Genomic DNA, 14,476 nt, shown 5'->3' with positions numbered 1-14,476 from the left:
CGACACTACCCACAACTGGTCTAGTCCACTAGGCCAGGGCCGATGCGTTTTCGCTCGACGAGATGCGCTGACCACGTGCGTACGCACCGGCCTGGTCAGGTTGCCCCTGCTGGAGACGGCGAACTCGGCCTGCATGACCGGTCCTCGACCCCGCATCGTCAGCCGACGCCAACCCAGGCCGACGTGGTCGCAAGGATCGAGTGCGTCGCACCCGGAAGTAACTCGCAGCCAGGACAGCGTTTGATAGCGCGACAAGCCCGCTCCGAAGGTGCCGGTGCCCTCCACCCCGGCCCGGCCCGGCGCACCGTCCCCCGCTTGCGATCCGCCTCCCGCGTCGTGATCGCTGGGTGGCCGGCAGAGGCATGGCGGGCGGTGTCCCTGATCACACCCGACGATCGACCCCGAGGTCGATGGCGGATCAGTCTTGCTATGTGACCTTGCCGTCGCTCGTGACGTTCACAGTGACCTCTCCGCCGGCCGGAACTTCGACTCGAGGCCACTCGAGGAATGCTGTGTAACCGAGAGGACGGGACGCTTGGCGAGCCGTTTCCGCCAGCACCGACACCCGTGCCGCATAAGGCGTGTCGTTCGTCAGGCGGAGCACGGTGGATCCGACGTTCCCGTCGATACGCTCAACCCTGACATGGTCAAACGTGAAGAGGATGTCTTCCCCGGGCCGGACGTAGATTCCGGGAAGTTCGAGCGCCATCAGGATGCCGTCAGTCTCGGTCCAGGAGTTTCTCGTCCAGATGAATTTTCCGATACTCTCCTTGCCCTCGGCATCGCTGGGCTGGATCCGTTCCATGCTCGAACCGATCAAGTAGTCGGTTGTGATGTGCCCCGGCATGTTGACGGCCTCGGCATGAGCGTGCTGGATATCGCTGATGAGCTCTGCGTACTTCTTCTGCCCGGTTGCTCGATACAGCTTGAACAGATGGTCGGCGGAAGAGGTGCAGACGCCCGGCGCAGCGTGCTTGTTCTGACTGCTTGCCCAGACGGCGCCGGCCATCCTTCCCTCCAGTCGCGCAATATCGCTGCCTGCCGGGAACTGCGGATCGTACGCAAGCGTCCAGGACGAGCAGAGTGCGGCTTGCACCTTCGCGCGGTCCAGCCAGACACTCTTCCTGGTGTACTGGTACAGCGCCATGAATGTCTCCAGGAGACCGAACGCCGTTTCGGAATCCGCGTCCTGCGAAATGTCCGCGCATCCGCCACCGGTGAAGCCACGGGACTTGACGTGACGCTCGTAGTAGAATTCGGCGGCTTCCTCGGCCACGGCCAACCAGCTCGGAGTCCGGAAGTATTCCGCCGCCAGAGCGAGTCCGGCCGGGACGATGGCTCCGGCGGTCGAGTTGTAGACGGCTATCTCACCCGTTTCGGGAACGATGTACTGCCCGAATTCGCCGCGCCCCCGCCAGGTTCGCGCGAAGGCCGCGGCCAGATCGCTAGCGGCCGATTCCCAGGCCTCTTTGATGGTCCCGCCATGCCCTTGCGCCTTCAAGATCATGAAATGCTTGATGAGCCAGAAGAGGACGTCGCCGTTCTTGCGCACCATCGCCTGTACGGCCGGGAAATCCGGGTGAGACTTCTCCGAACGGATCTTGCCGCCTGATTCGATGTAGCCGAAGAAGAATCCACTTCTTCCCTGCATACGAGAGCAGATGAAGTCGAGTTCCTCTGCGACCCTACCGCGCTCCTTCTCGTCGTTCAGGGCCAACATGGGGTAGGTGTTGATCATTCCGCTGACCCAGCCCAGCTGGAAGTCCATCGAGTTTTCCGGGAGGTAGTACTTTCCAGCCTGGGTCTCGGTGAAGTTTCCGCGGCAGATGTCGGTGCCGAGCTCCGCCAACTTGCTCATCGGAAGCAGGTTGCGGGGCACCGTGACCCCCGTCAGTGACTTTCGTACGTCCATGAATTCTTGCAGGTGTTCCGGGATGCCGTCGGCATCGAAAGTGAAAACCTGGAAGCGCATCGACACCGAGTCGTCGGCAGACCAGTTCGGCGCGCTGTCCCCACTCGGGCGAAAGTCGCCGAATCCGGCGGCCAGTCGGCGTACGACAGGTGCCGAAATGCTGAAGTTGCAGCTTTCCCTGCTCGCACTCTCCTCGACGGAGAGTCCGCTGTTTCCCAGTCGCGTGCCCTGCTCCGTGAGGACGATCCACCCCTTCTTGAATCTGGGCGAGAAGAAGCTCATCGACGGAGCAGCAGTCGAGCAGGTCTCCAACTCGATCCGTGAGGGCTCGGAGGCGTCCAGGGCGAGTCGCGGATTGTTCGATATCGTCGTCGCCACTCGCGGGTTGTAGTACATGTCCGCTGGATAGTCTGGATTGTATCCATTTCCGATGGCATGGTAACGATTGCCGCCATAAACTATTCCGGGAATCATCACGTAGTTCGCGGTCTCCCAGTTCTCGAACGGGAAATCGACCGAGATCGCGCTTTGCTGCGCTTCTCCCCGCCCCAGAGTGCACGTCAGGGTGACGTCCCAGCCCTGACGGCCGGGTATGCGTCGCACTTTCCACGCCAGCTGCCACTGCTGCTGGCCATCGATCAACGTGTCGCCGTCGAACTCCCGGGTCCGGCGCAGCGTGGTGCCCTCATACTTCCGAACTGACACCCGAAGAGAGCCGCGAAGCTCTCGCATAGATTTGAACAATCCAGCCGCCCGATCGCCGACACCCTCGGCCTCCGAGGGAATCGACTGAGCTCGCGCCGGGCTCGGCTCGAGAGCGAGCTTCGTACCGACGCCGGCAGCCGCCAGTAGGGAGATGTAGTGCCTCCGGTTGAGCATGTCACACCCGTCCTCACGTACCTGTCGTCTGGGACTGGAACCTGCTTCGAGGCCTGCACTGTGCCACGGCTGGCAAGGAGCGCACAAGAATAGATGCGAAATATTTGAGTCACCCCATGCGCACTGATGCTGACGCACCGGCGCATCAGCATCAGTGCGCTTCTTCGAGTTGGCCACCGAACGAGCGATGGGCCGTGAAGCGCAACAAGCGAGGCCCCCGGGCTGTTGACCGAGATGTCTGACGTCTCAATCACATTGCTCGGGGGCCTCGTTGGTCATCCATCCTGCCGTAGTCGACCTGCCGCATGCACTGGTGTACCTGCGCGAACACACCACTCTGGCAAAGATCGCCGCCGGGTTCGGGATCAGCGAGTCCACCGCCCATGCCTACACCAGCGCGTCGTCGACCTCGACGGCCGGACCGACTACTCTCACAAACACCGGCGCCACGGCGCGAACGTGCAGGTCGTCACCGATCCCGGCGGCCGGTTGCTGTGGCTCTCACCCGCCCTGCCGGGCCGCACCCACGACCTGACCTCCGCCCGTACCCACCGGATCATCCGGATCTGCGAGCGCCAGGGCGTCCCCAACCTGGCCGATCTCGCCTACCAACGGTGCGGCCCATGGTTGACCACCGGCACCAAGCGCAAGCCCCTGCAGGACCTCACCCCCACCGAAAAGACCCTCAACCAGGCACTGGCCGCAGCACGAGCGCTCACACTGGAGCGGCAACGCTGAAGAAGCTCAGAACGTCACATACGGGTGTCGTCGCCAGGAACGACGCGCCGCCAGATCTCCTGCTTGAACTGCTGGGCGGTCATGTCGATGTGTTCGGCCATGAGAGTTTCCGCACGGTCGGTCTCGCCGGCAGCGATCGCCTCAGCGATGGCAACGTGCTGCTGGGCGGCCACCTGCAAAGATCCACCTGCAACGCCGGCCAGGCCAATGGTCGTGACCTGGCGCTGCAAGCGCCTCATCGCGTCCACCGTAGAGGCGAAGAACATGTTGGCCGCAGCGGCCGCGATCCCCGTATGGAACGCCTCATCGGCAAGCGTGAAGGCGTCCAGGTCGCCGTGCTTCGCAGCTTCAGCGGACTCCTGTGCGGCTTCCCGGACCGCCTTGACCTGCGCCGGGGCAGCTCGCTGCGCCGCCAGCAGCGCCGTCGTGGTCTCCAGATGGCGCCGGAACTCGAAGAGCTCATCGACCTGCCGCAGGTCCGCAGGGAGAAAGTTGGCCAGTGACTGCTGCCAAGAGGACTGCTCGGGCATGGACACATAGATGCCCCGGCCCTTCTGCACGGACAGCCGCCCCAGCGCGGAGAGGATCTTTACCGCCTCCCGCACCACGGTCCGGCTCATCTGCACCTCGTCGGCCAGATCCTTCTCCGTGGGCAGACGGTCACCCAGCTGCAGGCCCGCCCTGACCACGTATTCGAGGATCCGTTCGGCCGCGACCTCGTATCCCGGGCGGTAACCACCCTCCGCACCCGTCGACTTGGACTCGGACACCGAGATCTTCTCTGAGCCGGTCAACAGCTCACCCTCGCTTCCTCCTTGAGGCCACCGGCCGGAAGCCGTCACCCCTCACGCAAGCCATGTTTCGGATATATCCTGCGGCTTGGGCCAGTGAACCACACTCACACGCCTGACGCCCAGAATTCTACAGTCCCACCCTCGCAATCCCAGGCTGCTTCGAGAGTGGAACGACTCATCGAGCACACGAAGACTGGGCGAGCACGGCCCCAGTAGCCGGGAAATGTATCAGATGCATCTTCGCTCTGCCGAGAGGCCACCGACACAGACGAGTCGGTGGCCCCCCTGTCAGACCGAGATCAGTCGCCCGCCGAGAAGGCTCGGACCTCCAACACATCGACCGGACTGCCGTTCTGTCCACCGCCGGGGAACGAGACCCTCACGTAACGAGCCTTCACGCTGGACCGGTCCGGATCGACCGGATAGTTGTAGTAGAGGCCTTCCTGTTCCCAGCCGTACAGCGTCGTGTCGCTCTGCGGAACGGCCCGCGTGTCCTTCGCCGTCGGCAGACCCGCGCCGGACAGGGTCGACGCCTCATGGCCCGTGGTCCACGTGGCGCCGTCTTCGCTGTACTCGATCTTCACCTTCTTCGGCACGTTGTAGTAGGTCACGTTGTCGGCGTTCGGCATGTGGTGGTTGAAGAAGACGTTGACGCGCGTCAGGTCATGCACCTTCCGCAGGTCGTAGGTGATGCTCGGAGCCTCGTCACCGGCCGGCGCGACCCACTTGTCGGCATTGCCTCCCGACGCGTCGTTGATGGTGCCGTCGGACAGCGTCTTCGCGTGCTTGCCGTCCGTGGACACCTTCGGCGTGATCCCCTGCGCGACGTTCGCATCGGGGGTGAGCGTCAGGAAGTTCCGGGTCGAGGTGTAGGTCTTTCCGTCCACCGTGATGTCGGCCCAGTAGCTGTACATGGTCGGCTTGGTGACCTTGCCGGTGAACTTCATCGTGTTGCCCTCGACGACGAACGGCGACTGGTCGGCCGGCACCTCGTCGACCACGATCTTGCCTGCGGCGTTGTCGCGCCTGCCGTCGACGGTCGCGTAGTGGTACTTGATCTTGGAGGCGTCGAGGATGTCGACCGCACCGCCCTTCTGCGTGAAGCCCTTGAAGGTCACGGGAAGGTCCTTGTCCGTCGCGAACTGCCCCCAGAATGACGCCCCTTGCGTGAACATGTTCACGCCGACCAGCGGGAGATCCGCCGCGATCGCGCCGCCCCGCACCTTGACCGGATACGTATCGGTCTTCACCTGAGGGGCGTTCACGCCGTCGTCGTAGGTTGCGGTCACCTTGATCGTCGCGCTTCCGTCGCCGACGGGAGTGACCCGGCCGGAGCCGCCCACCGTCGCCACCCGCTCGTTGTCGCTCGTGTACGTGAGCTTCGCCGGCGCGAAGACATTGGTGTAGCCGTTCATATAGCACTCGGCCCTGAGCTGCAGGGCCTTGGTCGAGGTCTGGCTGCTGAACAGCTTGACGCTCGACATCGTGTAGTCCCTGACCGGGCTCTTCGTCCTGATCTTGATGACCGTGTCGATGGGGTCCGCGGTCACCTTGGACGTGTCGATGTCGATGTAGTACTTGCCGTCGTCCCGCTCCGTGGTGAACGGCAGCGAGGTCCCCTTGTTCAGCCACTCCACCGCGTCGACCTTGTAGTCGAACGGGCCGATGCGCTTCATCTGGTCCTGGCCGCTGAAGCCCGACTTCGGCACGCCGGAGATCTGGTTCTTGACCATGTGCATGTACGTGTACTGGTCGCGCGCCATGGCATAGCCCCAGTCGGGACCCTGCCCGTGGGCGATGGCCTTCTGCGGATCGGTGTACCAGCCCGGCTTGCGCGTGTAGTCCATGGTGTACGGCGTGGTGCCGTACAGGGACTCGCGCAGATCGGGCCCTGATCCGTTGTCCATCCAGTGCACGATCGACCCGCGCATGTCCGAGAGCTGCTGGGAGGAGACCGGCACCATCGAGAAGATGTTGGTGTTGTCCAGGTTGCTGCTCAGGTTGTCCATGCCACGGGTCACGGTGATCGAGGAGTCATAGTTCATGACATAGCCGTGGCCGTACTGGTTAATCAGTTCCTTTGCCGCTTCGGACCAGTCATCCCGCTCGTTGCCGTTGGCGTAGATGGTCCAGACGTCCAGGGCCGTGGTGTAGGGGTCGTTCCATTCCTCGTGGGCGACCTTTCTGCCCTGCGGCAGGACTCCGTCGCCCCAACCTCCCTCGTTGTACGGTTCGCCGTTCCAGAACGGCCGCTCGTGCAGCGTGATGTCCTGGTCGCCGGTCTGCGCGTTCGGGTTCGCGTCGATGAGCACCCGGTCGTTGTAGTTGCGGGCCGAGCTCCACGCGACGTCGGTGTTGGAATAGGACTCGGGGCCGCCGTCGGCGAAGACGTACCACGGGTTGTAGCGCGCGACCAGGTTTTGGATGTCGCTCTCGAGGATGTCCGACCCCTCGTACAGCGACGAGAGATAGACACCGAACTTCAGGCCGTATCGCTCGGCCGCCTCCTTGGCCTGCTGTACACGGTCCTTCACGTGCCAGGTGCCGTCATCGGCCTTCTGCAGCGCGTTGTACTTGTACATCTTGTTGCTGTCGCTCGGCGTCAGGTTCGCGTTCGGCGACGGCCAGTAGTAGATGGTGTTCTGGATGCTCTCTGTCGAGAGCATCGTCATGCCCATCTCTTTGGCCCGCTGGGCCCATTCGTCATAGTTGAAGTTCGGGTCGTACAGGTTCGGCATGGTCCCTGTGGTGTGCGACAGGGCCGACATCTTCCCGTCGATGAACCAGTCGACCGGGTTCTTCTTGACTGTGATCGTGTACTGCTTCGTCGCGGTGGCGCCCTGCGCGTCGGTCACCTTCAGGGTGAAGGTGTAGTCCTTCTGCGTCTTGCCCTGCGCGCCGTCCGAGACCTTGCCTTCGATGTGGCCGTCGGCTGCCAGCTCGAGCCCGGGCGGGAGTTGGCCGTCGGCGACGGTCCACTTGTATCCGGGGGCTCCGCCGGCTGCCTGGAAGGTGAAAGGAGCGGCCTGCGGGGCGATACTCGATGTGTTGGGCTTGCCGTCGATCGTGGCGACCATCTTGACGTACGGGTTCTCGTCATAGGCGTACGGCAGGGTGTTGGACGGATAGTCGTTCGCCGGCGTGTTCGCGTTGCGCTTCTTGAACGCGTCGCGGTCGACGCTGAGACCCGTCGTGACGACGGAGAGCCGGTTGTCGGACGTGTTCGGTCCCGTCACGGAGTTCGTGAGGTCGGGGACGAGGTTCCCGTCGCCGTCGCACAGCCTCGTGTAGAAGCCGAGGAAGTTCTTGTTCTTGCCGGGGTTCTTGTGCTGAATCTCGATCAGCAGCTTGTTCCAGCCCTGCTTCAGCTGAACGGGATACTTCTTGCCGTTCTTGCTGACCCGGTTCGCGACGCTGTCCTGCCGGCCGACGGGAGCGTCGTTCGCGAACAGCCGGTAGACGCCGGAGCCGCCGACCTGCCACTGCACGTCCTGCGTTGTCGGGCTGTAGACGTAGCTCGCGGCCAGCACCCACTTGTCGGTGGTGGCTTGGCCCTGCTTGACGTCGAAGTAGCCCATCAGGTCGTTGTAGTCGTCGTAGTTCCGGTTGAAGATACGGTCGTCGAAGTACTGCCAGGTCGACTTCTCGTTGTTGCCCTGGTCCTCGAGAGAGGTGCCGATGGCGGGGACGACGGGTCTTGCGGACCCCTCGACGACCTGATCGGAATAGGGCCCTGCGACCGCCCATTGGTTCACGTACGGTGCTGTGCCTCCGGTTTGAGCTGCTTGGGCCTGCGGTCCGATGAGAGCGGAGCCGACCGCCGTGGCGAGCGCTATCGCAGTCGTTACGACGCAGCACTGGATCTTGCGCAATCTGTTCATGAAACCTCCTCGTACTTTTCGAAACAGCTGATGCCAAGCCGTCCTCAAGTCACGACAGAAGGGCCGGCCGGCGCTGTGCGCGGAAGCGGAGGGCAGAGCCGGACACGTCGACGCCCGACGGGCAGACAACACGAAGCAGCCTCAATGGCCAGTCGAGGAGTTATTGATCGACAGGTCCCTGCACAGGCTGAGGCGCTGGTACCGGCTCTCCTTCGTTGGCAACCGGTCAGCGTCGTGACTGTGAAAGACCACGACGCCGACCGACTACCGTGTCACCTACCTGGCATTGATGGCGACTTCGAGCAGGTCGGTAGTTGACCCGTTCGAGCCTCCGTCGAACACCAACTTCACGTACTGGGCCTGTGCGCTGAGCGGGTACTGGTCACTGAACCCGAAATAGGCAGTGCCCGTTGGGCCATTGACGGTGCCGGCATCATTCCAGGTCACCCCGTCGACACTGGTTTGGATCTTGATCGTCTTGGGCGTGTTGACGTATCGCTGCTCCAGCGTGTTGAAGTTGATGTCGAGGTTCGAGATATCAGACTTCGCGGGAAGCTTGAATTGAATCCAAGCCTTCTCGCTTCCTGGTACCGACCACTTCGACTGATCGAAGTGATCGCCGTCGATGAGCCTGCCGTCGGTGAGGTTCGACACCTCATCCTGACCCTGGCCGGCCGTGATCTCGGCACCCTTCGCAAGGTTCCGGTACGGCAGCAGGTCCATGAAGACCCTGTTTGTCGTGTAGGTCTTCCCGTCCAGCGTCACATCTGCCCAGACGACTCCTCTCGTGGATGCCTCGACCTGCGGAGTGATGACCTTGTTCCCCTTGAACGCGAACCCGTCTGTTTCCTTGATGGCGACCGGCTTGTACTTGTCACCGCCGGCCAGATCGACGACTCCGCCGTGCCATTTGACCTGTGCCGCGTCCAAGCCGATAGGCCCGCCTGTGGCCGACCTGCCTTCGAGCTTGTACGCGAGCCCGTCGTTCAGGCCGAACTCGCCGTACGCCTCTTTGCCCTCCACCATCAGCGATGCACTGATCATGTCGGCGGCATAGACGAGGCCATCCTTGACCGTCACCTTCAGTTCGCCTTGCTTGGTCACTCCTTCGTAAGTGCCATGAACCGTGATGCTCGTCGTGCCGTCCGACACCGGATGCACGATTCCGCTGGGGAGAACCTTCGCTATCCCAGGATTCGCGCTGCTGTAGGACACGCGCGAAAGCTTGGCCTTCAGGGCGGGATACGTCATGTAGCCCTCGGCATTGACCTTCAACACCTTCGGCGCCAGCTGCTCACCGGTCACGTCGACGTTGGTCAGCTTGTACTTGCGCTCAGGATTGTCGGTCACGATCTTGATGATCGTGTCGATCGGATCTTCCTGCACATCGGCCAGATCGATGGTCAGGCTGTCGCCGTCCTGCTTGAACGACGTGACCGGGAGGTCACTGTTCAGCCATTTCACCGATGTGACCCGATCCTTGACCGGGCGAATGGTCAGGGACTTACCGTCAATCGCGCCGAAACCCTTCTTGCCGTCCGGCCCCTTCATGATGTGAAGGTAGACGTTGTTGTCCCGGGCGGTCGCGTAACCCCATTGCGGGCCCGTCGTGCTGTTGGGGCGAGCGAACTTTTCGTAGTTTCCTCGTCCGTCGTCCTCGTAGCCGTAGCCGGCCAGGAAATACGGCGTCGTGCCTGTCGTGGACTCGTGCCGCTCCGGCTTACCCTTCGCCCCGAACCAGCTGGCCAGCCCTTCTCTTACATCGATGAACTCCTGTACAGCCTTCGGGTACCTCGTGGCGATTTCCTTGGGAGAGTCCCAGTTCGGCCCCCGGCTGTCGATAACACTTTGATCGTTGTTGTCGACAAGGCCTCGACCAGCGTTCATGAGCATTTCTTTGGTGACCTGCCTGAAGTCGTCGCGCTTTTCGTAGTACGGCGACAACATGTTCTTCGTGTGGATCATCTTCCACGGTTCCATGACCGTCCGCTTCAGAAGATGATTCTCATGCACCGGGGAGTAGATGCCTGACGCCTCGTCGGTTCGCAGGTCCGGATCGCCGTACTCGACGCCCCAGGCGTTCGAGTTCACGACGATCTCGTCGCTGTAGTTGCGAATGAGGCTGTACATCACGTCGTAATTGGCGTTGGGCATCGCCTGCGGACCGTCGAAGTACAGGTAGTCCGGAGAGTAGCGGTGGATGAGATCCTGCACGTTCTGCACGAGCACATCAGTGGAGAAATGCTGCAGACCGCCACCCTCGGTTGCGTAGTACAAGCCGAACTTCATGCCGTGCCGCTTTACCGCTCGCTCGTACTGCCTCAGTCCGTCCACTACCTTCCCGTTCTCATCCTTGGGAAGATACTCCGCCCTGATGTGCTTCGGGTCCGCGAACTTGGACGGCCAGAAATAGTTCTGCTGCAGCGATTCGACCGACACCAGCGAGTGCCCTTCACGCTTCGCTCTCTCTGCCCATCGGTCAACGGAGTAGTTCGGATCCACGAAGTAGTTGTACGTCGGGGTGGAATGGGTCAGTGCACCGACCCTGCCTTCTTCGAACCACTTGTTGGGGCGCTCCTTCACCGTGATGGTGAAGTCCTTCGAAGCAGTCTTCCCGTCCCTGTCGGCCACCTGGACGGTGAAGTGGTAGTCGCCCGGCTTGGTGTTGATACTGATGATGCCCTTGGTGCTGTTCAGATCGACTTTCCCGTCGACCAGTCCGGTCGTGATGGAGCCGTCAGGATCCAACTCCAGACCATCAGGCAACTTCCCGTTGACGACCTTCCACTTATAGTCCGGCGCGCCACCAGCGGCCATGAACTGGAAAGCCGAAGCGGAGACGCCGTACTTGTTGGAGGCCACTGACTTGTTCCAGACGTACGGCCATTCCTTGTAGCCGGTCGGCATGTTGCCCTGCGGAAGCGGAGTGTGGACCGCATCGTCGGTCGAGAGTCCTTGCGACACGATCTGCAGGCTTCCCGACGGCCCGGCCACAGAATCGACCAGATCATCGATCTTGTTGCCGTCCTGGTCCGTCACCCGGCCGTAGAACCCGAGATAGGCTACGTTCTGGTCCTTGGCGATCGGCACACCATTTGCATTCACGTCCTCCGTGTAGGTGTGCTTGATCTGAATCATCAGCTTGTTCCAGCCGGCATGCAGCTGAACAGCTTGCTTCGTCAGATCCTTCTGCACCTCCTTCGGAGTGCTTGGGGCCGTCAGACAGCTGTCGTTCGCATACAGCCGGTACGAACCGCTCGCCCCGACGTTGAAATATGCCTGCCGATCGACCGGGCTGTAGACGTACGTGTGCGCGTACACGTACTTGTTCCGCGTATCGACACCCTTCTTTACGGAGTAGTACCCGTAGAGATCCTGGTAGTCGTCGTAGGTCCGGTTGTAGATGCGGTCGTCGAAGTACTCCCACTTGGCGCTGTCGTCGCCGAAGCTCAACGACTCGCCCACCTTCGGGGTGATCTTCGTCTTCCCCTCGACCGGGGTGTAGCCGCCGCCGGACGGCAATCCCGCAGAGCCGTACAGGTTGACCTCGGCGGCCGCAGCGAAGGGTTGCCCGTTTTGCGAACTCAGGGCCCGCAGCCGCACGTGCTTGGCACTGACCGGTGGGAAGGTGACCGTCTTCATTTCGGTTCCGGCGTCGAACGTGCCAGTGGCTACCGGTGGGCCCCACGAGACGCCGTCGCTGCTGACCGACACCTCGTAGTTCGCGATGTTCCCGTTGGTGCCGCCGCCCTGCCGTGGCAGGTACGTCAGCTTGTCGACCACGTGCGGCTCGGTCAACGTGATGTCAATCCAGTGAGGCATGGGTGCGGCACCGTCGGAGTACGCGGTGTGCCAGATGGTCGATGGGTCACCGTCGACGGCGTTGGCCGCCGCGCCGTTCTCCGCCGCGGTCTCGGCACTGTCGGCGACAGCCGACCAACCGGGCTTCGGATCACCGGCTTCACAGTCGTACTGCTTGTCGACCACCGGCGAATCGAACGGGCCCGACACCAGCCACGAGTTGATGAACGGAGCGTTCCCTGTCACCTGTTGCGCAGATGCCTGATGTGTCGCCGATGCGCCAAATAGGAGTGACGCAACGATCATCACCCCTAGGGCGGATGCAATCTTTCTACGACCTTTTCTCACTGCCGAGTGATCCCCTCTTCATCAGTGATCATTCCGCGCCCCGCCATTGCAGGACGTGCGGGAGTGACAGGCGCGCGACGCGTCAGGAATGGCTCCCACCGTTGCGGAGGTGAGGTTGAACCTGTCGGCGTTCCTTCACTCAAAACACCGGCGACAGCGCCGGTGTCGTTGTTCAGCACCAGCCGGCTATCTCTGCTGTGAAGGGTCTGGCCTGCCATCGCCGCGGATTCCGTTCGGCCGGTCGTCGGTGTCACTTCACACTTCCCGCGGCCAGGCCGGAACGCCAGAAACGCTGGAGCGGAAGGAAAGCGATGACCAACAGGGTCAGTGACAGGACGGCGCCAGTGAGGGTGACGGTGTAGGGAATACCGTTCTCGAATCCGTTGCGCCAGCCGGCCAATCCCACGGTTACGGGCTGCAGTTTGTCGTCGTTGAGCATCAGCACCGGGAGAAGATAGTTGTTCCAGATGCCGACGAACTGGAACAGGAAAATGGTGACCAGTGCCGGTGACATGACCGGCATCGCGATCCGCCAGAAGATTCGGGCTTCACTGGCGCCGTCCACCCGCCCCGCCTCGAGCAGTTCGTAGGGCACCCCGTCCGCGGCGTAGATCCGGGCGAGGTAGACGCCGAACGGGCTGACGATGCAGGGAAGGAAGACAGCCCAATAGGTGTTCACCAGGCCGATCGAGCTGAACATCAGATACAGCGGAAGCGCGAACATCGACGCGGGAATCAGTACCGCGCCGAGGACGATGTTGAAGGCCAAGTCGCGTCCGCGGAAAGGGTACTTCGCCAGCGCATAGCCGGCCATCGCGGAGATGAGGGTCGCGACGAAGGCGCCACCGGCGCTGTACAGAACGCTGTTGAGGATCCACCGGCCGAAGATGCCGTCCTGCTGGTGGAAGACGGCACGGATGTTCGTCCACAGATCGAAATGAGAGAACCACAGCCCGCCGTCACCGAAGAGGTCGCCGCTGCTCTTGGTAGCGCTCACCAACAACCACCACAGCGGAATCAGCGTGTAGACCGAGAAGAGCAGCAGGACCAGGAAGACGCCGGAGCGGCTGGCCAGTGGCACCTTGCGTGCGGTCGTGCCGGACGAAGTGGCATACCTGGTGGTGGTCATGCGCCGAGTCCCCTGCGTTGAGTGAATTTCATGAATCCGAAAGATGCGACGAAAGTGAGGATCGCCAGGATCACGGATTCGGCTGCCGCCAGGCCGTAGTTGTTGATTCCGGCGGCGTACTGGGCGGCCATGATGGGCGTGTACGTGATGGTGACCGCGGGCGCGTCGTGCTGCAGGATGGCGGGCTCGGTGTACAGCTGCGCGGTGCCGATGATCGAGAAGACCGTCGTAAGGATCAGCGCGGGCCGCAGCAGCGGAACCTTCACGTGCCAGGCCAGGCGCCACCCGGAGCACCCGTCCATCTCGGCCGCCTCGGTCAGCTCCCCCGGAATCGCCTGCAGCGCGGAGTAGAGAATGAGCATGTTGTAGCCCGTGTACGCCCAGGTCATCATGTTGCCGATCGAGACCAGTGCCAGTCCGTCGGAGAGGAAGTCCACGTGCAGGCCGATGTGCTGGAACAAGGCCGTGAACGGGCTGAGGTTGCGGGCGTAGAGAAACGACCACATGATCGCCGCGATCGCGCCGGGCATGGCGAACGGCAGGAAGAAGACCACCTGGAAGATCCGCTTGAACCGCGCGGACCGGGAGTCGAGAAGCAGCGCCAGCAGTAGTGCGAGCCCGAGCATGACCGGCACCTGGACAACCCCGAGCAGCAGCACGCGCAGGATCGACATCAGGAAGTGGTTGTCGTGCAGTGCCGTCGCGTAGTTCGAGAAGCCGGCGAACATCTCGGTCGGCCGGGAAAGCCCGAGCCCCGAACGGTGCGTCGTGAAGAGGCTCTTGTACAGGGAGTAGCAGATCGGCGCCAGCATCATCGCCGCGAACAGCAGCCCGAACGGCAACAGGAAGAGCAGCGCCGAACGGGTGCGGCGTCGTCCTGCCGTCGACCGCTGGGCCGTGGCTGTGGGCTTCGTGGCCCGGAGGTCTGGCTCGACCATGTCGATCGTCATGTTGGTTCCTCGTCCGCGCCGGCCGGACGGAGCCCGACTCCGTC

6 protein-coding genes and 1 pseudogene are annotated in these 14,476 nt (G+C 62.5%); 1 reads left to right on the top strand and 6 read right to left on the bottom strand.

The features are described 5' to 3' along the window. Nucleotides 1-427: 427 nt before the first annotated feature. Nucleotides 428-2,791 (bottom strand): hypothetical protein, encoded by a 2,364-nt coding sequence (locus tag EOT10_RS26670; protein WP_127830875.1) that lies wholly within the window; start codon nucleotides 2,789-2,791, stop codon nucleotides 428-430. Between the two features lie 271 nt (nucleotides 2,792-3,062). Between EOT10_RS26670 and EOT10_RS26665 the strand changes: the two are divergent. Continuing rightward, nucleotides 3,063-3,505 (top strand): annotated as a pseudogene (locus EOT10_RS26665) (transposase); the annotation flags it as partial. Between the two features lie 38 nt (nucleotides 3,506-3,543). Here EOT10_RS26665 and EOT10_RS26660 read toward each other — a convergent pair. From EOT10_RS26660 to EOT10_RS26640, 5 genes are all read right to left on the bottom strand, one after another. Beyond that, nucleotides 3,544-4,323 (bottom strand): FadR/GntR family transcriptional regulator, encoded by a 780-nt coding sequence (locus EOT10_RS26660; protein WP_127830874.1) that lies wholly within the window; start codon nucleotides 4,321-4,323, stop codon nucleotides 3,544-3,546. 299 nt (nucleotides 4,324-4,622) lie between these two features. Next, nucleotides 4,623-8,204 carry a putative Ig domain-containing protein gene (locus EOT10_RS26655; RefSeq protein WP_223281216.1) on the bottom strand — a complete coding sequence of 1,194 codons (3,582 nt, stop codon included), beginning with the start codon at nucleotides 8,202-8,204 and terminating at the stop codon, nucleotides 4,623-4,625. A 276-nt stretch (nucleotides 8,205-8,480) separates the two neighbouring features. Then, nucleotides 8,481-12,191: a discoidin domain-containing protein gene (locus EOT10_RS26650; protein ID WP_189492109.1), complete on the bottom strand. Its 3,711-nt coding sequence runs from the start codon at nucleotides 12,189-12,191 to the stop codon at nucleotides 8,481-8,483. A gap of 412 nt (nucleotides 12,192-12,603) precedes the next feature. Continuing rightward, entirely contained in the window at nucleotides 12,604-13,482 is an 879-nt protein-coding gene (locus tag EOT10_RS26645; protein WP_127830872.1) for a carbohydrate ABC transporter permease, read from the bottom strand. Next, entirely contained in the window at nucleotides 13,479-14,432 is a 954-nt protein-coding gene (locus EOT10_RS26640; protein ID WP_127830871.1) for a carbohydrate ABC transporter permease, read from the bottom strand. The genes EOT10_RS26645 and EOT10_RS26640 overlap by 4 nt, the downstream gene beginning before the upstream one ends. Nucleotides 14,433-14,476: the final 44 nt, after the last annotated feature.

The organism is Streptomyces antnestii, from assembly GCF_004005495.1.
GTDB classification, from domain to species: Bacteria; Actinomycetota; Actinomycetes; order Streptomycetales; family Streptomycetaceae; genus Streptomyces; species Streptomyces antnestii.
The sequence above is the reverse complement of the archived record's forward strand: the minus strand, read 5'-3'. Positions and strand labels throughout refer to the sequence as shown.

What these genes read in the sequence shown, in the direction of transcription:
- EOT10_RS26670 (WP_127830875.1), bottom strand. Translation starts at nt 2,791, where the DNA reads ATGCTCAACCGGAGGCACTACATCTCCCTACTGGCGGCTGCCGGCGTC.
- EOT10_RS26640 (WP_127830871.1), bottom strand. Translation starts at nt 14,432, where the DNA reads ATGACGATCGACATGGTCGAGCCAGACCTCCGGGCCACGAAGCCCACA.
- EOT10_RS26645 (WP_127830872.1), bottom strand. Translation starts at nt 13,482, where the DNA reads ATGACCACCACCAGGTATGCCACTTCGTCCGGCACGACCGCACGCAAG.
- EOT10_RS26655 (WP_223281216.1), bottom strand. Translation starts at nt 8,204, where the DNA reads ATGAACAGATTGCGCAAGATCCAGTGCTGCGTCGTAACGACTGCGATA.